The organism is Myxococcales bacterium, from assembly GCA_016712525.1.
In the GTDB taxonomy this organism is placed as follows: Bacteria; Myxococcota_A; Polyangia; order Polyangiales; family Polyangiaceae; genus JAAFHV01.
Window position 1 is genome coordinate 1 of sequence record JADJQX010000004.1, and the last position, 20,756, is coordinate 20,756.

The following is a 20,756-nucleotide window of genomic DNA, read 5'->3' on the forward strand; positions in this document are numbered from 1 at the left end:
CCCAGGTCGACGCAGGGCACTGGGCGCGAGGGAAGGCAACGATGGACGCGCCCCAGCGGTCACGGGCATGCGCCGTGCGGCAAAGCGCGCCTGATCACCGTGTCCCGCGCGGACGTCGTCGTCCCGTCACGGGGCCAGCCGGAGACGAACGGAATCGCTGAATATCGGCGGCGCGCTTTCGCCTTGCTCCGCCGCCCAGCGCCGAGGGACCTTCGCCCGACCATCGCGCTCGGCACGTTGGCTTTGTTGCTCGGATGCACCTCGGGCAAGGAAGAGAACGTGGGTCGAGGTTGCGACGTGGAGCCGAAACTCTCGCTCGTCTCCGGACGCCGTGTGTGGAGGCGTCGCGAACAGGCCCATCGCGATCTGACGGCGTGGCGGCCCGATCGTCGCGTCGTCCGTCGCGACGACGAAAGATAATCCGCGTCGCGATCACCCGTGGACAAGCCCGAAATCCTGCGCGTCGTGGGGACGACCGCTCTCTCGGACGAATGCCGCCGGGCCACGGTCCGGGTCCGCGCGCCTTCGCGGAAGGAAGGCCACGGTCCGGTTCTGTCGGCGCGGACGGCACCACGGTGGACCTCCCCGTCGAGGTCCTCCCGCACGACGCCTCGAGGTCTCTCCCTACCTCGCTGCGCTCGCCTCCCAGGTGGACCTCCCGACCGAAGGCGACCGGAAGCCGGAGGCCCCTGGGAAGATGACCGTCCTTCGCCAGGTCGAAAGGGGCCGGGCGACGTGGCAACGAAGCTCTTCGCCGCGGACGGGCGAGAGCCCGTGGCCGCGCCGGGGTCACCTATACGATCCCGGCCGGAGTCACGGCCGAGCCCGTCGCCGAGACGACCGATCTCGAGCTCGCCGAGCTCTCGGCTTCGGCCAAGGTGGCGGGAGAGCTCGAGGCGCGCGCCGGCTAAGCCTCCTGGTCCTCCCGATGCAGGTGGTCGGGCCGGATGCCGTCGCCGGAATCGAGATCTTCTCCCAGGCCGACGAGCTGAACCCGCCGTCGAAGACCGCGGACAAGGAGCAGCGCTTCACGTTTACGCGTGCAGGCCAAGGACGGAGAGGGCGCCATCCTCCATGGCGCTCCGTTCGACCTCGTTCTCGGCGGCAAACCGATCGGGCCGGGCGGAGAGCTGCTCACGTACGCTCACACCCGGAGCGGTGGGCTCCGGCCCTCGTCGCGACCGTGAAGGGGCAGCCCCGCGCGCGCCGAGGTCTCCCTCCGCACGGCGGCCGAGCCTGCGCCGAGCCGCTCTGCCGGGCACGAGCTCGCCGGTTGCTCGATTTCGGGTCGCGGCCTGTCGGCGGGCGGATGGCCACTCGCCGTGTCGGCCGTCGTGCTCTCGTGGCTCCGAGGGCGGCGTCGACGAGCGGCGTGACGGTAGACGCGTAGCCCGAGCCGGGCCATGATGCGCGCATGGTCGCAAAGTGCGTACGCCACGAGCCGCTACCGTCCCCTCGAGATCGCCCACGAGTACGGGCCCAACGCACCTGCTCGACGATCCGCTCGCGTGGACGCAGCTCGCCCGCCTCTGCGCGCGCGACACCGTCCAGCCCGAGGTCGGGCGGCTCGTGCGCACGCTCTACGAGAAGCTCTCCGAGGTGATGGTCGCGGCCGAGTTCCCGCGCGAGCGTGTGGCCGTGCCCACGCGCATGGTGATCAAAGCGCTTGAGGCCGTCTACCGCGGGCCCGCGATCGATCCCAACACGCAGGTGGTCACGATCGGCATCGCGCGCGCGGGCACCATGCCCTCGCAGGTCGTCTACGAGCTCTTGAACGAGGTCCTCGATCCCGCGGGGGTCCGGCAAGACCACCTCTTCATGTCCCGCGCGACCGACGCCGACGGGAAGGTGGTCGGCGCCACCTGGCACGACGCGAAGATCGGCCGCGACGTCGAGGACCGCATCTTGGTGTTCCCCGACCCGATGGGGCCACGGGCTCTTTCGCTCAACAGCGCGCTCACGCACTACAAAACGCGGCTCGAGGGCAAGCCCAAGAGTGCATCACGATGCACCTCATCGTCACGCCCGAGTACATTCGCAACGTGCTCGACAAGCACCCCGACACGGTGATCTACGCGCTCCGCCTCGACCGCGGCCTCTCCCCGGCCGACGTGCTCGCTACCACGCCCGGCAAACGCTGGAGCGAAGAGCGCGGCCTCGACGAGCACCAGTACATCGTGCCCGGGGCAGGCGGCGTCGGAGAGATCCTCCAACAACGCTTGGGTGTAGTCTGCATGTGGACCGGCGCCCGCTCGACGGCGCCGGGCTCGCGATCGCCGCGACGTGCCGAGCGCGTGCGGCATCGTAAGCTCGAGGTTCGTCACGCTCCTGAACGGGCGTGCGGCCCATCGTGAGCCCTCTCGGCTACAAAAGTCCTTCAATTCCAAGGGCTTGACGAACGGCCGAGGTGCCCGCAAAAACCATTGCGCAGTGCACCAGGTTTGGTGTTCGCGTTGCGGCAAAACCTAGGTATAAACGCGGGCTCCAGAGCTGCGGCCGCGGCTCGATTGACGACTCTGTAAGCCCCGTCCCCGAAAGCACCGTTAGCCCCCCGTGGAGGCCACCGTGACCGAGAAGGTAGAGATCAAGATCAAGGATGCGACGTTCGAGGCCCCGGTCGTCACCGGGAGCGAGAACGAGCGCGCGATCGACATCGGGAACCTGCGCGCCAAGACGGGCCTCGTCACCATCGACCCGGCGTTCATGAACACCGCGTCGACGACGAGCTCCATCACCTTCCTCGACGGCGAGCAGGGCATCTTGCGCGCTACCGCGGCTACCCGATCGAGCAGCTCGCCGAGCACTGCGAGTTCATCGAGGTGGCGTACCTGCTCATCTTCGGCGACCTGCCGAACGAGAAGGAGCTCGCGCTGGCGCACGCTCCTCACGCGCCACTCCCTCATCCACGAGGACATGAAGCACTTCTTCGACGGCTTCCCGTCGACGGCGCACCGATGGCCGTGCTCTCCGCCATGGTGTGCTCGCTCTCGACCTACTACCCCGAAGAGGTCGACTTCGCGAACAAGGAGCAGCTCGAGATCACGTACGCGCGCCTCATCTCGAAGATCCGCACGATGGCGGCGTTCGCGTTCAAGAAGTCGATCGGCCAGCCGTTCGTCTACCCGCGCAACTCGCTGTCGTACTGCGCGAACTTCCTCAACATGATGTTCAGCGTGCCGGCCGAGCCCTACACGGTCGACCCGGAGATCGAGAAGGTCATGAACCTCCTCCTCATCCTGCACGCCGACCACGAGCAGAACTGCTCGACGTCCACGGTGCGCCTCGTCGGCAGCTCGCGCGCGAACATCTTCGCGAGCATGGCCGCCGGCATCCTCGCCCTCTGGGGCCCGCCCACGGCGGCGCCAACCAAGAGGTCATCGAGATGCTCGAGGCCATCCAGAAGGACGGCGGCGACGTCACCAAGTACGTCGCCCTCGCGAAGGACAAGAACTCGTCCTTCCGCCTCATGGGCTTCGGCCACCGCGTCTACAAGAACTCGACCCGCGCGCGAAGATCATCAAGGCCGCGGCCGACAAGGTGCTCTCGTCGCTCGGCGTGCACGACCCGCTGCTCGACATCGCGAAGCAGCTCGGAAGAGGCGGCCTCAAGGACCCGTACTTCGTCGAGCGGAAGCTCTACCCGAACGTCGACTTCTACTCGGGCATCATCTACCGCGCGCTCGGCATCCCCACGAACATGTTCACCGTCATGTTCGCGCTCGGTCGCCTGCCCGGCTGGGTGTCGCACTGGAAGGAGATGATGGAAGACACGAGCACCAAGATCGGCCGCCCGCGCCAGATCTACACGGGCGCCACGGCGCGCGACTTCGTGCCGCTCGAGAAGCGCCCCTGAGCGACGCCTCTCGCTCGTGTGTGTCGGAAGGCCGCCCCCGGGTGGCCTTTCGGCTTTTGTGGCGTCGCGCAAGCGCTCGACACCATTATTCATTCTCTCCGTGGGGACGCACCACGTTCCAGGCGCGCCCGTTTCGTGAAAGCCTGGGGGCACGATGAAGCTCTCTCGCCTGTCGTTCGTGCTCCTCGCCTCGTCTCTCACGGTCGCCGCGCACCAATCCGAACCGGAGGGGCAGAAGCCCGCCGCGAGCGCCGCACCACAGGCGTCCACGGCGTCGGCACCGCAAGCGTCTGCGAGCGCGAAGGCACAGGCCTCCGCCGCGCCCCAGGCGAGCTCCTCCGCCGCTCCAAAGGGGAAGACGGCCATCTCGAAGGAGACCGCGAAGGCCTACACCGAGGCCCTCAAGAAAGGGCGCGCGGCGACGCTCGCGAAGAAGTACGACGAGGCCATCGCGGCCTTCGACGCGGCGCTCAAGGCCCTCCCCGGGGATGCACGCGCCCTCTCGGAGCGGGGCTACGCGAAGCTCCTCGCGGGCAAGCTCGACGACGCGCGCAAAGATCTGCGTGAGGCCGAGGCGTCGACCAAGGACCCGAAGCTGCTCGGGCAGATCCACTACAACCACGGGCTCGTCGCCGAGAAGCTGGGGCACGCCGAGGAGGCCAAGGCGTCGGTCGCCAAGTCGAACGTGCTCGCGCCCACCAAGGCCGCGGCCACCAAGGCGGGCACGTCGACCTGCGTGGCCGACGTCGAGACCCAGAACACCCGCGCGAAGCTCGCGAAAGACTTCCAGGCGATGTTCGACGCGCTGAAGACCGAGGCGAAGGACCAGACCAAGGTCGGCTCGAACGACGAGGCGAAGACCGGGCTCTTCGCGCGCATCCCCAAGGAGGCCCAAGACTTCGTCGTGGCGTACCAAGCGGGCGGCGAGGACGGCGGCGGCGCGTGGGAGATTCACCCCTACCTGAAGACGCCGGACGGGCTCCTCTTCGGCGTCGACACGGTGTCTACGTATTACGACTTCCCGTGCGGCGGGGACATCTCGGTGACGACGAGCGAGTCGTCCGGGCTCAGGCTCGTCAAGGTCGTGCACGCCGCGGGCATGCGCGTCCCCGTGTGCGAGGCGGACGGCGGCGAGCTCACCGGAGTGCGGCGAGAACGACACGCCGGTGTCGTCGGCCTGCAGCACGGACGATCCCAGCGTCACGTACGTGGTGTTCGACGCGGCCAAGAAGCGCATCGTGGCCACGGTGGGCTACACCGACGACGGCAAGGGCCCCAAGGTCACCATCGACGGCCGCAAGCTCCACGTCGACGGCGCGGGCTGCGCGGTCGCCCAAGACCTCTGAGTCGCGGCGACATATCCGGGAAAAAACGCGCCCACTCGCGGTAGGGGTGGGCGCGTGACCGCTCCTTCTACGCCTCGCCCTCGCATCCTCACCGGTGACACGCCCACGGGCCGCCTCACATCGGCCACTGGGTCGGGTCGCTCGAGAACCGCGTCCGCCTGCAAGACGACTACGAGTGTTTCTTCTTGCTCGCGAACATGCACGCCTTCACGACGCGCGCCGATCGCCCCGACGATATCCGCAGGGACACGCTCGAGATCGCGAAGGACTGGCTCGCCGCGGGCATCGATCCAGAGCGCTCGACGCTCGTGCTCCAGACCGAGATCCCCGCGATCGCCGAGCTCTCGTGGTACTTCGCGATGCTGCTCCCGTTCAACCGGGTCATGCGAAACCCCACGCTCAAGACCGAGATCGAGCTCAAGGATCTCGGCGATCGGTACAGCTTCGGCTTCCCGCTCTACGCGGTCGGTCAGTGCGCCGACATCCTCGCGTTTCGGCCCGAGCTCATCCCGGTCGGCGAGGATCAGGTCGCGCACATCGAGATGTGCCGCGAGGTCGCGCGGAGGTTCAACTGGACGTACACGAAGGTCGCCCCCGAGATGCCCGACGAGGAGCACCTCCCGAACGGCGGCGTCTTCGGCATCCCGCAGGCGCTCGTGGGGCGCATCGGCCGCCTCCCCCGGCACCGACGGGAAGAACAAATGTCGAAGAGCCTCGGCAACGTGATCTACCTGACCGACTCCACCAAAGAGGTCAAAAAGAAGCTCGGGCAGCTCTACACGGGCCGCCAGTCGATGACCGAGCCGGGCGACATCACGAACGCGCTCTTCACCTACGTGCGCGCGTTCATCAAGGACGAACCCAAGGTGAAGGAGCTCGAGGACCGCTCCTCGCGCGGCGACAACATCGGCGACGGCCACGTCAAAGCCGACATCGCCGCCGCCCTCGAGGAGACGCTCGCCCCCATGCGTGAGCGGAGGGCCGCGCTCGAGGGCGAGAAGGGCGACGCGCGCGTGCTCGAGATCCTGCGCGCGCACACCGACCGCGCGAACCGCGTGGCCGAGGAGACGCTCTACCTCGCGAAGCAGGCCATGCGCCTCGACTACGGCCTGCGCGACCTCCGCATGCGCCCCTGACGGCACGCGCCCGATGCCCCTCGGGGCGAGGGTCTTTTCCATTCCAGGCGCCTGGAAAAATTTCCAGGCGCCTGGAATGACGAGGGCGAGGGGCCCGAAACCCTATGAAAAAGCCTCGCCGTGAGACGAGGCTTTTTCGTTTTCGGCGGAGGTCCGCGCGGCTCGATTTTTTCGGGTCAGTCGACGTCGGTCTTGGTGCGGCGCTCGAAGTACTCGCGGAGGCCGATGAAGTAGGTGCGGAAGCCGAGGGCCTTCATCTCTTCGTAGGCCGCCTTCGGCGCCACCTTCTGGTTCTCGACGCGGTGGAGTCCGACGACGAGCCTGGTGCGATCCCGCCCGTGGCGGCAGTGCACGTACGTGAGGTTCGAGGGCGAGGCCTTCGCGAGCTGGGTCATCGCGGCCGTCATCTGGTCGTCGAAGCGCTGGCTCACCGCCGGCTCGAACGCGCTCATGGGGAAGCGCACCACGGGGATGCCCGCGGCCTTCGCGTCGCGCAGCTCTTGGGCGATGACGCCGGGCGTCGCCTCGATGTAGTCGGCGATCTCGAGGTCGACGATGACCTTCACGCCGCGGCGCTTGAGCTCCTGGATGCCCGCCGTGTTCGGGTGACCGCCGCGGAGCAGGCCCGGCGAGACTTCGCGGAAGTTCGGGAGCGGCTCCTGAGCCTGGGGGCGGAGTCGTCCTCGGCGGTGACCGCGGCGTCTTCTTCCGAAGGCTCGGTCGTGTCGGCGGCGCAGCCGGCCGCGAGGAGGGGAGAGCAACGAGGAGGGGCGAGAGCCATCGAGCAGTCATGCCGAGCCCTTAAGCATCGGCCGTGCCACGCTCGAGCTGCCTCGAACCTCGGGGTTTTCGCAGCAGTTCCGGAAAGATGCCGAAACGCAGGATCCACCTGAGCCGGACCGGATCCGTCCGCCAAGCAGCGTGGGAGGGCCTCTCCCCGGGGAGAGGACGGAACGTGTCCTGCGCTCGGGGGAGGCTCAGACGAGGTGCTTCTCCGCCTCGCGGACGGAGAGCTTGGCCATGCGATCGCGGTGCGCCTCGAGGTAACGACGGACCCAGGCCTCGTCGGTCTTTCGCGTACTCGCGGAGCGCCCACCCGATCGCCTTGGCGAGGAAAAATTCGCGGTCTCCGAGAGAGGGGGCGAGCGCGTCCTCGAGGAGCTTCGTGTCGGTCCGGGCCTTCGCGTGGAGCTGCGCCAAGACAGCGCTCCGCCGTAGCCAGATGTCGTCCTCACGGGCCCACGCGCACGACCTTGGCGGCCTCGCGCGGGTGCGTCACGAGCAGCGGGCCGAGGGTCTTCGGGGCGGCCCAGTCGACGAGATCCCACCACGCGCCGGTCACCACCACGTGCCGGAGGAGCGGCACGACGCTCGGGGTGCGCACCTTCTTGGCGCGCGTGCAGGTGAGCAGCTCGAGCGCGGCGTACCTCTCTTCGCGCACGCGGGCGCCGTCCCAGATGGCGCGCACGTCGGCGAAGAAGCGGGCCTCGTCGTCGAACGGGCGACGCGAAGGCGTGCCCTCGGGGTACCTCGCGAAGACCTCTTTGAAGAGGCGCTTCGCCTCGGGCATGCCTACGCCCGCGTACGGCATGGACGACTTTGTGGGCGCGCATCTGCGCGGCGCGCTCGGGATCCGCGCGCTCTTCGAGCCCTCGCCGCACCTCGGCGAGCCATGGGTCGCACCTTCGTCATGGTCACCCGAGGATGAGCCTGAGCCAGTCGTCTTAGTGAAGCAAGATGTGCTCCCCGAAGAAGAGGTACTAGAACCAGCCGAGCACGAGGCACCGGCCGAACGCGAGCGCCGACTGGAGCACGTCGCCCTCGCCCTTCTCGTCGACGTCGTTCAGGAGGTCTTCTTCGAGGAGCTTCTTGGCCTCTTCGTCGCCCTCGTCGGCGAGCTTCTTCAGCTCACGCCGCTCCTCGAGCACGCCCTCGGGCAGGGCCAGCTTGATGCCGAAGAGGCGCATGCCGAGCGCCGCGACCGAGCCCTGGATCGACCCCGCGAGCAGCACGAAGAACGCGCCCCGGTAGCCGAACCACGCGCCGGCGAGCATGAGGAGCTTCCAGTCGCCCATGCCGAGGCCGCTCCGACCGCGAATGGCCTTGTAGAGGCGATCGAAGCCCGCGAGCACCACGAACGAGCCTATCCCGCTCGCGAGCGAGTCGACGAGGGACATGCCGCGCAGCGTGGACGTGGCCGCCCCGATGATGGCCCCGCCGATGGAGATCGAGTCGGGGATGTACATGAAGTCGAGGTCGATGAAGGTGGCCGCGACGAGCGCCATCGCCACCGCGAACGTGGCGCCGTAGACCGCGAGCGCGCGCGGGAGCTCCCACTCGCCCGAATGCTGCAAGATGCATGTTTCGGTGAGGGCCAGGCCGATGCCGAGGCCGAGCGCCTCGACGAGCGGGTAGCGCGGGCTCACCTTCGCGCCGCAGCAGCCGGCCTTGCCGCCCACGAGGAACCACGAGACGAGCGGCAGGTTGTTCCACGGGCGAATGGGCTTTTTGCACGCGAGGCAGTGCGACGGGGGCGACACGACCGACAGCTCGCGCGGCACGCGGTAGATGACCACGTTGAGGAAGCTGCCCCACACGAGCCCGAAGAGCGCGCCGAAGAGGCGGAAGAACCACGGGGGCAGGGTGGCGATGGGCATACGACCCGAGACGATACCAGAACGTGGGCGAGGCTAGGTGCCCGCGCGCGACTCGGCCCTCGCGACGGAGGTGGCCGGTTCGACGCCCGCAGCCTCGGGCTGCTATGCTGTGCGCTATCACCGCGCCGGACAGGCGCGCCACGTACGAGGACATCCTCGGCCTCCCGGAGCACGTACGGGGCAGCTCGTGGCGGGGGTTCTCCATGCGCAGCCTCGCCCGAGCGCTTCGCATGCGCGCGTGAGCTCGCGGCTCGGGATGACGCTCGGCGGGCCGTTCGACATGGGCAGCGGGGGAGGTGAGGGGGGATGGATTCTCCTCTTCGAGCCGGAGCTCCACCTCGGGGGCGACGTGCTCGTCCCCGATCTCGCGGGGTGGCGTCGGACGACCATGCCCGAGCTGCCTGAGGTCGCGTACTTCACGGTGGCGCCCGACTGGATCTGCGAGGTCCTCTCGGCGGCCACCGCGCGCCTCGATCGCGGAAAGAAGCTCCCGAGGCCTACGCGCGCGAGGGCGTGCCTGTCGTGTGGCTCGTCGACCCGGAGTCGAAGACGCTCGAGATCTTCACGCTCGAGGCGCGGACGAGCCTCGGGCCGCGGTACGTGCTCGCGGCTGTCCATGGAGGGGACGACATCGTCCACGCAGAGCCGGTCGCGTCGTTCGCGCTCCGGCTCGCGGGCCCTTTGGGAGAGGTGAGCGCGCCCGCGATCACTCGTCGGCGGTGAGGAAGCGCTTCGCGTCGTTCGGGGCGGGGGGGCCGCTGAAGAACTCGCGGCTCGTGAGGCGCGGCGAGGGCGTCGCGGTTCGTTTGTCGACCACGAGGCCGAGGGCGCGGCCGCGCTTCTCGACCTTCACGCTGCCGTCTTTCAGGCCCTGCTTCGCGCGGAGCTCGATCGACTTGTACATGAGCGTCGGGTCCCAGCCGTTCAGGCGGAGGTGCGGCTCGGTGGGGGAGGCCCAGCCGCGACCGAGCGTGAAGAGCCGCGCGACCGAGACCTCGTTGCCCGGGTTCGTGGTGCCGCCGATGAGCGTCATGGGGATGCGCACGTCGAACTTCCACTCTTGGCCCATGTACGGCTCCATGAGGCCCGCGAGCCGCAGGAACGACATGCCGAACGCCGAGCAGCCCGAGCCCTCCTGGTAGAGCGGGCGCACGAAGCCGTACTCGTCCTCCACGTCGCGTTTGTCGTACTCCTTCACGTAGTCGAGCAGCGCGTGGCAGGCCTCGCCCGAGATGCCGTAGCGAATCGTGCCGATGCGGCCCGACGCGTAGCGATCCTTCAGCGTGGCGTCGAGCTCCGCTTCGGTCTCGAGGGCGCGGGCACGGTGCGGAAAGAGCACGCCGAGGCCGGCCTTCTCTTTGAGCACCATGGTGCGGAACTCGTCGCCCGTGGACGTCTGCCCGACCTGGCGCGAGGTGGCGGGCTTGCCGGCGATGGCGCCGCAGTCGACGCGCACGAACACGTGGCCGATGGCGCGCGAAGCCGAAGCCCTCGTTGATGAGAGTGCGCCGCGCGAGGCCTCCTACGAGAACCAAGCCGCATGTCGAGCCTCCGAGGAAGCTCTCAGAATACGGGGAGCGCACGCGCTGGCTACGTCTTTCGGGCGTCTCGGTCGGGGCGCGACGTGCCCTCGGGGCGCGAGCTCCGAAGGATCGGCGCTTCGTGTGTGGATCCCCGATGGCCCAGCGCTCACGCCACCTCGGGGAAGGGCCCTCGCCGGTGCGGGAAGAGGCCCGCACGTGCCGAAGACGACCGAGGACGAAAGTGGTCCTCCGTCGGGATGGATCGGCGCTTTCTCCCTTGAATGGAGGAGGTTGCGGCCATACCACGCGCTCGCACACGGCCTTGTGGGGCGGGAGGCAAAAGTATGGTTTCACGTAGCAAATTCTTCGGTGTTTTCGCGGTGTTGACTGGGATCGTGGGCTCGCTCCAGGCGTGCTCCGAGGCCGTCGTCGTCGTCGAAGAAGAGAGCGACGGCGGCACGATCACGTCCGTCGACGCGAGCACCGATCGCAACGCCCCCACGAAAGACGCGGGCCGTGACTCGGCCACCCGGCCGACGCGAGCCGCCCCGACAGCGCGGTGCCCGTCGACGCGGGTGGGGACGCGGCCTCGGGCGATCGCCCCGGCGACCCGTTCGATCCGCTCGCGCCGAAGCCCGGCGACCCGTGCCCCACCGGCGTGCAGGTGAACGACACGATCGACCGCCGCTGCGGCAAGTGCGGCACCCAGCGCGCCCTTTGCGACGTGGGGCGCGTCGTCGGGGCGTACGGCGCGTGCTCGAACGAGCGCACCGAGCCCACCGCGTGCCTCCCCGGAGAGCGCAAATCGCAGGCGTGTGGCACCTGCGGGCGCCAGTCGGTCCAGTGCGACACCACGTGCGCCTACGTGACGGGCGCGTGCACGGGTGAGGTCGCCGGGGGCTGCGTGGCCGGCTCGGTGCGCTCCGTCGCGACGTGCGCCGACCCGAACGAGGTGAAGCGCCAGGAGTGCTCGGCGACCTGTCAGCTCGGCACCCCCTGGGCCGTGCGCGCCGCGCGGCGCCGACGTGTCGATCGCGGTCGCCCAGACCGCGGGCGGCAAAGGTCACCCAGACGCTTACGGTCGAGGCCACGCGCAAGGCGCTCGCGCTCAACGTGCCCTTCTGCCCGACGCAGCTCCACGCGAGCATCATGTCGGTGTTCGGGTACGTGATGCTCACGAACGCCGGCGCGCAGCCCGCGAACGTGACCGTGGTCAACAAGAGCGCGACCGAGGACGCGGTCTTCGCGGCCTACGCGGGCACCTCGCTTCCGGCCGACCGCGTCGCCTGCCAAGACCACGTCAGCATCAACCGGTTCACGGTCTCGATCCCGGCGGGTGGCAGCCAGCTCGTGTACGTCGGCGGCCTCAGCGCGGCGGCGGCCGGGCCCTACCCGCTCGAGGTCGTGACGAACTTCGTGGGCGCCGAGGTGGCGGGCATGCCCGACCACACCCTCGCGATCTCGCAGACCATGGGCAGCATGGTCACGCAGGCCCCTCACGTTCAGCACGACGAAGTTCGCGCCGGCCACGGTGGGCCTCAACGCCACGGTCGACTACACCGGCGAGCACCCGTGCCCGGTCGTCAAGATGGGCTCCGAGGTCGAAGCAAGGTACGTGCGCCTCACGAACAGTGGTGCTGCCGATCGCACCGTGAACCTCGTGACGACCAGCGCCGGCGACGACTCATACATGGCTGTCTACACGGCCGTGCCCACGCTCGCCACGCGGCGCGCGTGCGTCGGCACCTACAACGACGACTGCACGGCGGCCGACTACAACGCCTGTCTGAACGGCGTCACCGTCCCCGCCAACGGAAGCGTCGTGGTCTACGTCGGCCAAGACACGGCCGACGGCGTCTACGACACGAACACCCTTCAAGTAACGACGACGAACTGAGCCCGCATTCGTGGCCGAGGTGGCGACGACCCTGCGATGATAAGTAAGTGTGGAGAATGACATGAAAATTCGTAACGGTGTGATCGCCTTCTCGGCCTTGAGCCTCTTCGTTGGAACGGTCGTCGGCTGCGCGACCGAGGCCGTGGTGGTCGACCCGCCGGACGATGGCGTCGTCGCGGCCGACTCGTCGACTGCCGACACGGGCAAGGTCGACTCGTCGAAGCCCGACTCGTCGAAGCCCGACACGGGCCGCCCCGACACGTCGACGCCCGACGTCGACGCCGGACTCCACCACGGTCGACGCGGCCGACGCCGCCCCGACGTCGAAGCCCGGTGATCCGGTCGATCCGCTCGCGCCGAAGACGGGCGACATGTGCCCCGCCGGCGTGCAGATCAACGACGTCATCTCGCGCCGCTGCGGCAAGTGCGGCACCCAGAACGCGCTCTGCGAGGCCGGTCGCATCGTGGGCGCGTGGCGCCTGCTCGAACGAGAAGACCAACGCCGACGCGTGCCTCCCGGCGAGATCATCGTCAGCGAGTGCGGCTTCTGCGGCTACCAGGTGAAGCGCTGCGACAACACGTGCTCCTACACCGAGGGCGCGTGCCTCAACCAGGTCGCTGGCGGCTGCACCAAGGGCGAGATCACCTACCTCGAGGGCCTCTGCCCGACGCAGACCGACGTTCGCCGTCAGGTGTGCTCGCAGGCGTGCGTGAAGGGCTCGCCCGAGGCCTGCGCGCCGCGCCCGCTCGACGTGCTCACGGTCTCGCAGACCGCGGGCATGACCGTGACCGGCAACTTCGCGACGACCGCGCAGCTCAAGGCTCCGCTCCTCAACGTTGGGACGTGCCCGGTCACGGCGTCGTCGACGGTCCAGTCGCTCTACCACTACGTGCGCATCAACAACACGGGCGCCGACAGCGTGAACATCACGGTGACGAACGCCATCCCCGCGGGCTCCACGCGCCCGGCGGTGACGTTCGCGACCTACACGGGCACCGCCATCCCGGCCGCTCGCCTCGCGTGCACGGGCTCGACGACCACGTCGTCGCCCGAGTCGCTCACCCTCAACATCCCGGCGGGTGGCTCGGTCATCCTCCACACCATGCTCGACTCGGGCACCGCCACGCAGGCGAAGCTCGCCCTCGAAGTGAAGACGAACTTCATCGGCGCCGAGGTGGCTCCGGCCCCGGATCACATCCTCACGATCGGCGCGAACCTGAACGACACGGTCACCCAGTCCATCTCGTTCTCGGCCACCAAGGTCGCTCCCCGCGTGAGCACGAGCGGCGCCTGCCCGCGCACGCTCACGACGACGACGGCGTACCGCTACGTCCGCCTCGTGAACCCCACCGCGATGGCCAAGACGGTCGACGTCTCGGGTGACGATCCGGAGGACACGGTCCTCGCGATCTACCCGGGCCCCGACGGCCCGCTCTCGGCCGATCGCGTGAACTGCGTCGGCTCGACGAACGACACGTGCTCGGCGGGCATCGCCACGGCCGACTCGTGCCTCACGGGTGTGACCGTGCCGGCCAACGGGTCGATCGTGGTCTACATCGCCGAGTACTTCGGCGACGACTTCAACAACACCACGCTCCGCGTGACCACCAAGAACTGAGCTTCGCGCAAAGCTCTTCGAGGGCCCCGTGTTCCACTCCGGAGCGCGGGGCCTTCGTGTTGCTCGCGCCCTGAACGGAAGGCCAGGTGTGCGGTCCGCGCGTGCGCGAGGGCCAGGCCGTGCTACGTCTCCAACACTACCGTAAACCGCGCGGGGCCGGTCGAGCTCGGGAGTGAGGCCACTTTGCGCTACGCCGCCCCAAACGGCGACGGGTCGCGTGGCGGCTCGCTAAGTGTGGAGAATGACATGAGAAATCGTAAGAGTGTGTTCGCCGTTTCTGCCATCGGGCTGTGCATGGCGTGGGCCGCCGGCTGCGCCACCGAGGTGGTCGCGGTGGACCCGCCGGACGACGGCGTGGTCGACTCGTCGACGCCCGACACGAGCAAGCCCGACACCGGCAAGCCCGACACGTCCACGCCCGACTCGGGCCGCGACACCGGCAGGCCCGACACGTCCACGCCCGACACGTCCACGCCCGACGCGGCCGACGCCGCGCCGACCACGAGGCCTGGCGATCCGGTCGACCCGCTCGCGCCCAAGCCCGGCGACATGTGCCCGGCCGGCGTGCAAGTGAACGACGTCATCTCGCGCCGCTGCGGCAAGTGTGGCACCCAGAGCGCGCTCTGCGAGGCCGGTCGCATCGTGGGCGCCTACGGGGCCTGCTCGAACGAGAAGACCGCGGCCGACGCGTGCCTCCCGGGCGAGGTGCTCGTGAGCGAGTGCGGCTTCTGCGGCTACCAAGTGAAGCGCTGCGACACCACGTGCTCGTACACAGAGGGCGCGTGTTTGAACCAGGTCGCGGGCGGCTGCGCCAAGGGTGAGGTCGTGTACCTCGAGGGCCTGTGCACGCCGGTCGAGAACGTGCGCAAGCAGACCTGCTCGCAGGCGTGCGTGAAGGGCGCCCCCGAGGCGTGCGCGCCGCGGCCGCTCGATGCGCTCACCGTGTCGCAGACCGCGGGCACCACCGTAACGGGCAACTTCGCCACGACGGGCACGCTCAAGCTCCCGCTGCTCAACACGGGCACGTGCCCTGTGACCACGTCGACCACGATCCAGTCGCACTACCACTACGTGCGGATCAACAACACCGGTGCCGACAGCGTCAACGTCACGATCTCGAACGCCATTCCGGCGGGCTCGTCCACGCGCCCGGCCGTCACGTTCGCCGTGTACGACGGTGGCACCATCCCGGCGGATCGTACGGCCTGCACGGGCGCGGTCACGACCACGTCGCCCGAGCGCGTCACGCTCAACATCCCCGCGGGTGGCTCGATCATCGTGCACACGATGCTCGACACGTCGGCGGCGACCCAGTCGAAGCTCGCGATCGACGTGAAGACGAACTTCGTCGGCGCCGAGGTCGCGCCGGTGCCCGACCACGTGCTCACGATCGGTCCGAACGCGAACGACACGGTCACGCAGGCCGTGAACTTCGTGAACACGAAGACGACCGAGCGGCCCTCGACGGGCACGTGCCCCGTGTCGCTCTCCTCGTCGGTCGTCGGTTACAGGTACATTCGCCTCGAGAACCCGTCGGCGGCCGACAAGCTCGTCGACGTCTCGGGCGACGATCCGCTCGACAGCGTCATCGCGGCGTACCCCGGCCCCGACGGCCCGCTCTCGGGCGCGCGCGGCAACTGCCTCACCACGGTGAACGACTTCTGCCCGACGGCCGCCGGCATCGCCACGGCCGACTCGTGCCTCACGGGGCTGACGGTCCCGGCGATGGGCTCGATCGTGGTCTACTACTCGCCGTACTCGACGGTGACGTTCGGCGCCGCCACGCTCCGCGTGACGACGAAGAACTGACCCGCGTCCGCGGGTGAGAGATGGCCCCGTGGTCCCCTGGTGGGATCGCGGGGCTTTCGGTATTTGTGGGGAGAGAGTGACGCTTTGATCGACTTTGCAGGGAGGGTTGTTGTTGCGTCGTCGACTGGCAAGCGCGCCGCTATTGACGCATTTGAGCACTCTGCCGTTGTCGTTGATCTGAGCACGGGCAACATCTCGAACAAGCTCGAGACAACCTTCGCTTTCGGTGGAAGGCGTCTGGCACTTTCGGACGAGATGGATGCCGGTGTCGCGGCCGCGTTTCACACCTACGGAGTGGCTTCGTATTACTGCCGGACGGGACGGGAGATGTGGCGGCGGAAGGATATCCAGGTTAATTTCGGATGTTTGCCGAAGTTTGGTACCTGAAAGGTGAGAGATGGGGCATCAACTGAACCCCAGAACGGGCGCTATCCTTCCAGCGGCCGAGGTGGTTTTTCGGCTTCAGAAAGAATTCCGTATCGTGAAGACGGATGCCGCGGAGGGTATGCGGCAAGCGCTGGGGATGGCTGCGTGGATTGAGCGCATGCCCGCGCGCGCTTTCTTCGGCCGCTACGAGGCTGCCTTGGCGCGAGCGGGGCGATTGCGAGCTCTTGCCCCCGGTGAGGCGCTGGTGGTCGAATTTGGCGATGAGCCCGACCGAGCCCTCAGAATCTATGTGATTCCCGAGGAACCGATCAAGTTCGGCTATGCATCGGACGAACACGAGGTGCAGTGCAGGCCGCTCGTCGAACGGTGCGCTCGGGTGCTCGATTGCGACGTGGTGTTGTTCTAATGGCTCTCGAGCGCGCGACGGGTACGGGGTTGTTCGTGCTTGCCCGGCATCTCGAGCTAGGTTGGAGGTCGAGGATCTCTATGTTCACGATAAGTCACTGGGATCGTTGGCAGGAAGAAGACCCTGGGCTGGACGTGCTCCCCGCGCTCAGGGACAGACTGCTCGTTGCGGATGACGAGCACCGGACGTGTCGGTATGCCACGAGGATACGGGCTGGTATCTGTCGGCCCACAACAGTGGGCGCGTTGTCTTGTTTCACCTTGGTACGCGAGCCGCCAGACATCGACGGGGCGTGTCGAAGGAGGAGACGCTCGAAATGTGGCGAAAGCTGATCGCGGGCGAGATCGATGCGCTCCTCGCCGAGCCATGGTCGCCAGGCTTCGGGTAGCGACGCGGAAAGCAATGTCGGTTGGCGTGCGCTTCTGTTGGAGGCCGTATGCCGGAACATGACGAGGCGGGTTCTTCATTCTCACGGGGTTTCCTGCACCATGAACACGCGCGACGAGAGACTGAGACAGTTCTTCGGTGGCTCCTTTCATCAGGATTGGGACGCGGAGGGCGCCGCGTCGTGGCAGGACGTGATCAAGCATTACGCAGCCACCGTTCCGCGCCCGCTGGTCGTTGGCATTCGGAACGACTTGGAAGAGTGGTTGAACGAATCGGCTAACGACGAAAGCCAAAATCTGCCGCCATCGTTCGGGTGCGACTACGATCCTCGCTCGGATGGGTTCACGGAGCGGCAGTGGGTGAGCCAAATCGTCGCCGAGCTCGACCGTCTCTTGCAGAACTAAACGATGTACCGGCGCTTCCTCGCGGTGCTCGTCCTCCTCGTGGCTTTCGTCGACAGGGCGGGGCAGCCGGAGCGATGCCGGATGGGAACGAAGTTCGAGCTTCGGAGTATGGTGATGAATCAGCCAGCGGCGAAGTTGGTGCGAGTCTTTCGAGAGGGCGTGCTCGCGCAGGGTGAAGCGATGAGGCGGGGGGACGCAACGACTGGGAACAAACACGCGAAACGTTACATTGCTGCGTTCCAAGCTCTGCATGCCATGGGCGACGAGGGGCGGGACGCACTGGTGCCACTCATGTTCGAGGGGCCAAACGATGTAAGGTCGATGGCGGCAGCGTGTCTTCTTCGCCACCGACATCAAGACGCGAGACGTGTGCTCGAGGAGATTTCGCGTGGTGAAGGGATGGTGGCCTTCGGGGCGGGCGAGTGCCTGAAGCGTTGGGAGGAGGGGGTGTGGGCGTTGGACCCGGAGGAATCTCCCCATGAAAGCGTGCAAACCTCACCGAATGGCGAGCTCGGTGTGGAAGGAGGTATGCCCTCGAACGATCTCGGCGAACGCCTGGAACAACATGAAGACGCGCCTTTCTCCTTCGTTGGGAATGCGGCCGCAGAGGAGAATGGGCCCGGAGGACAGCAAATTCGGATTTGCGATATTCCGCTCAAGGACGTGAAAGCCGGGAAGGTTTGGAAGGTGACGGACGACCGAGACCCGGACATGCTGAGGTGGTCGATAGAGCCCCTTCGTGCGCTGCCACACGAGGAGGAGACCGTTGTGTATTCGGTGGTCGGGGTACACCCGAGCGGTATGGTTATGCCCAAGTTGTTGATTCGTGAGGTTGGCACGTACGACTGGTGGGGGGATTCCCTCGAGTATAGGGACGGGGCATGGCGAGAGATCGAGTTTGTCGGGGAAGACGGTCCCTGGAGTAAAGCTGAGTACTATGTTGGCTCGCCACTTCCGAACGACCCGTCGTTCTCGGGAGGAGACTCTCATGAGGTGCACCGGACCGCCTTCGCTCGATGGCGGGACAGGCTTCCTGAGTAGCGGCGACACCCCGGAGACGAGTGCTCCTCCGACGCTGCCCATGAAGGAGGAGGCTTTGGCGCGAGAGGTGCCACGTCGAGCCGTGGGGCGTGGCACCCGGGGTCGGAGCGACGCTTGGTGCCCTGACGCTCTGCGTCTCGTGGAGCGCAGGCCGCCCAGACCGGAATGCGCCGTCGTCAGCAGGCGGCCCCACTTTCTCCTCGCGAGCCGCTTGACAAACTATCCGGCCGTCGTTTTTATCTCCGCCACCTCGAAACACGAAGGGGAGGGGATTCATGGCCAGCTCGAAGAAGTCTGCGGCGAATGTCGACTCGCACGTCAAGTCCTTTGCGCTCCTGAAGGAGCGGCTCGCGTCTCTGCCGGAGGACGAGACCGTCGCGATGAATGCCGATTTGGAGCTCGCGGCGACTGCCGGTCTCGTGCTCGTCGATAGGGCACGAGCGGACGGGCGGGCGGAGCTATTCGCGTTGCTCGAGGGCAAGCTCATGGAGGCCGACGTCCTGGCGAAGCTCGAGCGCACGTGCGAGGCGGCGCTGCATATCGTCGTAGAGAGCGCGCGCGAAGAAGCGGCGCAGACGGGCGTGAAGGTGGACCCGGCGACGGTCGACCGCGCAAACGAGGTGAAGCGGCGCATGCTCAAGTGCGCGAGCTACATCCTCGAAGGGAACGAAGAGGCCGAGCGCGAGATCGCCGACATCCGGCGCGGTGCGGGCTACCTCGACACCTCGCGGGACCTCGTGCGGCTCGCGGGCCTGTACGACGTGCACCTGAAGGCGCTCGCGAAGGACCCGAAGAACTACGTCGCGACCGATCACGACGAGGCGCTCCGGCTCGCGAAGTCGATCCGGGACCAGTACCGTGCGTCGCAGTCGAGCGCGGGGACCTTCATCGCGCTGCAGCCGAAGGTGTTCACGGAGGTGGGGCGGCTCTACAACGAGGTGCGGGCCGCCGCGGCGTTCATCTTCCGGAACCGGCCCTCGGCGCTCGCCGAGTTCGAAGCGCTGCGCACGGCGATGGCCACCGTGAAGGGGCGGAGCGGGAGCTCGAGCAAAGAGAGCGAAGGCGGGAGCCCCGAGCCGGCCAAGCCGGTCCAGGGGGGCGAGGACTGAGGGGGGGAGGGCGGCCGTCCCACGTGATTTCAAGTGCTTGGCGCCAACGTCGGTGGGGTCTCTGCCAGAGAGAGAGCCAGATGATGTCTGTCGCGGTCACGGAGGCTGAACATCAAGTGTTCACGAACCAGTGGCGCGCCCGAATTCCCTACGGGGATGGGACGGCCGCTGCCACTAGAGAGTCCGTCATCGAAGCGGCGCGCGAGATCTACAGGCACTATCCCGAGATCCTGAGGGGGCTTGGCCTATGAGGATCATGCACAGGGTGGCATTCGCCGCGACTCCCGCCGAGAGGCAGAATCTGGATGAGCTTGGCATCAAGATGTCGAAGGTGATAGCGATGCCCGGGGGCGGAGATCCGTTCGTCGCGTTCGACATCGGGGAGGATGACCCAACCTGGCTGCGGCTCCAAACCCTGCTGCGGCGGTGGGGTCACTCGGAAGGGTACGTGTCCACGAGCTTCACGAAGAAGGAGCTCGAGTCCGCGCGCTGGTTGGAGGTCGGCGCATGGCATCACGGTTACCCGCAGCCGCACGACGACGAATTCGGATATCTACATGCGACGTACGACCTGACCGACTGGTGCGAGTCGTGCGGCATCGGCATGAAGCAAAAGGCGCCTTTCCAGATGAAGCGCGAGCCGAAGTGGGGGCGCAACGCGATCATGCAGCTCATCTGGGTGTACGACGAGCTCTTTGTTACTCCCGATGCCTGGATTCGCGCCTTCAAGCCCGCAGGCGTGGGCTGTCGGCCTGTCTTGAATACCAAGGGCGTCGAGCTCAAGACCGTGGTTCAGCTCGTCGTGGAGACAAGGGTTGGCATCGTCACGAATGGGCTCGCCTTCGAGCGATGCGAGCGGTGCGGGCGGACGAAGTACCTGCCCGTCACGCGGGCGCATTTCCGGCGCTTCGTGACGTTCCGACCGCTTCGCTCGTGCGCACGGCCGAGTACTTCGGAAGCGGAGGGCAGGCCGATCAGCGCGTGCTCATGTCGCAGGACGTCGCTCGCGCGCTCAACGCCGCCGGTGTCCGCGGTGCGGTGCTCAAGCCCGTGACGGAGCTCTAGAACGCGGGGGCCCTCGAAGAGAGAGCTGATGGCTTCAGGGCCGTCGCATGTGTGCCATGGCGCCCCAGATGCTTGCCGCATGGGCAACGTCGGTGGGGCTCCGGCTGGTCCATTCGTC

At 67.6% G+C, this 20,756-nt stretch carries 17 protein-coding genes and 4 pseudogenes; 16 read left to right on the forward strand and 5 right to left on the reverse strand.

Annotated elements, in window-relative coordinates; translation table 11 throughout:
* Window positions 1-1,040 precede the first annotated feature (1,040 nt).
* From IPK71_11760 to trpS, 5 genes and pseudogenes are all read left to right on the forward strand, one after another.
* Window positions 1,041-1,187, forward strand: a complete 147-nt coding sequence (locus tag IPK71_11760; GenBank protein ID MBK8214414.1) for a hypothetical protein — start codon at window positions 1,041-1,043, stop codon at window positions 1,185-1,187.
* A 219-nt stretch (window positions 1,188-1,406) separates the two neighbouring features.
* Window positions 1,407-2,229 (forward strand): annotated as a pseudogene (locus IPK71_11765) (uracil phosphoribosyltransferase).
* Between the two features lie 336 nt (window positions 2,230-2,565).
* Window positions 2,566-3,852, forward strand: a pseudogene (locus IPK71_11770) (citrate synthase).
* A 154-nt stretch (window positions 3,853-4,006) separates the two neighbouring features.
* The gene (locus tag IPK71_11775) at window positions 4,007-5,242 is read left to right on the forward strand and encodes a hypothetical protein (protein ID MBK8214415.1); all 1,236 of its coding nucleotides are present in this window, start codon (window positions 4,007-4,009) and stop codon (window positions 5,240-5,242) included.
* A gap of 75 nt (window positions 5,243-5,317) precedes the next feature.
* Complete coding sequence (gene trpS, locus IPK71_11780; protein MBK8214416.1) at window positions 5,318-6,334, forward strand: tryptophan--tRNA ligase; 1,017 nt, start codon at window positions 5,318-5,320, stop codon at window positions 6,332-6,334.
* 176 nt (window positions 6,335-6,510) lie between these two features.
* Here trpS and IPK71_11785 read toward each other — a convergent pair whose 3' ends face one another.
* From IPK71_11785 to IPK71_11800, 4 genes and pseudogenes are all read right to left on the reverse strand, one after another.
* The gene (locus IPK71_11785) at window positions 6,511-6,900 is read right to left on the reverse strand and encodes a hypothetical protein (protein ID MBK8214417.1); all 390 of its coding nucleotides are present in this window, start codon (window positions 6,898-6,900) and stop codon (window positions 6,511-6,513) included.
* A 411-nt stretch (window positions 6,901-7,311) separates the two neighbouring features.
* Window positions 7,312-7,558 (reverse strand): annotated as a pseudogene (locus tag IPK71_11790) (DNA alkylation repair protein).
* 7 nt (window positions 7,559-7,565) lie between these two features.
* Complete coding sequence (locus IPK71_11795) at window positions 7,566-7,925, reverse strand: DNA alkylation repair protein (protein MBK8214418.1); 360 nt, start codon at window positions 7,923-7,925, stop codon at window positions 7,566-7,568.
* A 169-nt stretch (window positions 7,926-8,094) separates the two neighbouring features.
* A complete protein-coding gene (locus IPK71_11800; GenBank protein ID MBK8214419.1) occupies window positions 8,095-8,991 on the reverse strand; it encodes a prepilin peptidase in 897 nt (298 codons plus the stop codon).
* 104 nt (window positions 8,992-9,095) lie between these two features.
* On the opposite strand from IPK71_11800, the pseudogene IPK71_11805 reads away from it, so the two are divergent.
* Window positions 9,096-9,714 (forward strand): annotated as a pseudogene (locus tag IPK71_11805) (Uma2 family endonuclease).
* Here the strand turns inward: IPK71_11805 and IPK71_11810 are convergent.
* Window positions 9,698-10,453 (reverse strand): hypothetical protein, encoded by a 756-nt coding sequence (locus IPK71_11810; GenBank protein ID MBK8214420.1) that lies wholly within the window; start codon window positions 10,451-10,453, stop codon window positions 9,698-9,700. The pseudogene IPK71_11805 and the gene IPK71_11810 overlap by 17 nt on opposite strands.
* Before the next feature lie 405 nt (window positions 10,454-10,858).
* Here IPK71_11810 and IPK71_11815 point away from each other — a divergent pair, with 405 nt between their 5' ends.
* From IPK71_11815 to IPK71_11860, 10 genes are all read left to right on the forward strand, one after another.
* Window positions 10,859-11,182 (forward strand): hypothetical protein, encoded by a 324-nt coding sequence (locus IPK71_11815; GenBank protein ID MBK8214421.1) that lies wholly within the window; start codon window positions 10,859-10,861, stop codon window positions 11,180-11,182.
* An 863-nt stretch (window positions 11,183-12,045) separates the two neighbouring features.
* The gene (locus IPK71_11820) at window positions 12,046-12,411 is read left to right on the forward strand and encodes a hypothetical protein (GenBank protein ID MBK8214422.1); all 366 of its coding nucleotides are present in this window, start codon (window positions 12,046-12,048) and stop codon (window positions 12,409-12,411) included.
* 61 nt (window positions 12,412-12,472) lie between these two features.
* Window positions 12,473-12,748 carry a hypothetical protein gene (locus IPK71_11825; protein MBK8214423.1) on the forward strand — a complete coding sequence of 92 codons (276 nt, stop codon included), beginning with the start codon at window positions 12,473-12,475 and terminating at the stop codon, window positions 12,746-12,748.
* A gap of 34 nt (window positions 12,749-12,782) precedes the next feature.
* Window positions 12,783-14,030 (forward strand): hypothetical protein, encoded by a 1,248-nt coding sequence (locus IPK71_11830; protein ID MBK8214424.1) that lies wholly within the window; start codon window positions 12,783-12,785, stop codon window positions 14,028-14,030.
* Window positions 14,031-14,276: 246 nt separating this feature from the next.
* Window positions 14,277-15,839: a hypothetical protein gene (locus tag IPK71_11835; protein ID MBK8214425.1), complete on the forward strand. Its 1,563-nt coding sequence runs from the start codon at window positions 14,277-14,279 to the stop codon at window positions 15,837-15,839.
* A gap of 397 nt (window positions 15,840-16,236) precedes the next feature.
* Window positions 16,237-16,632, forward strand: a complete 396-nt coding sequence (locus IPK71_11840) for a hypothetical protein (protein ID MBK8214426.1) — start codon at window positions 16,237-16,239, stop codon at window positions 16,630-16,632.
* 488 nt (window positions 16,633-17,120) lie between these two features.
* On the forward strand, window positions 17,121-17,423 hold the full coding sequence (locus IPK71_11845) for a hypothetical protein (GenBank protein MBK8214427.1): 303 nt from the start codon (window positions 17,121-17,123) through the stop codon (window positions 17,421-17,423).
* Between the two features lie 114 nt (window positions 17,424-17,537).
* Window positions 17,538-18,464: a DUF2019 domain-containing protein gene (locus IPK71_11850; protein MBK8214428.1), complete on the forward strand. Its 927-nt coding sequence runs from the start codon at window positions 17,538-17,540 to the stop codon at window positions 18,462-18,464.
* A gap of 275 nt (window positions 18,465-18,739) precedes the next feature.
* Entirely contained in the window at window positions 18,740-19,573 is an 834-nt protein-coding gene (locus tag IPK71_11855; GenBank protein ID MBK8214429.1) for a hypothetical protein, read from the forward strand.
* Window positions 19,574-19,838: 265 nt separating this feature from the next.
* Entirely contained in the window at window positions 19,839-20,627 is a 789-nt protein-coding gene (locus IPK71_11860) for a hypothetical protein (GenBank protein MBK8214430.1), read from the forward strand.
* The last annotated feature ends 129 nt before the right edge of the window (window positions 20,628-20,756 follow it).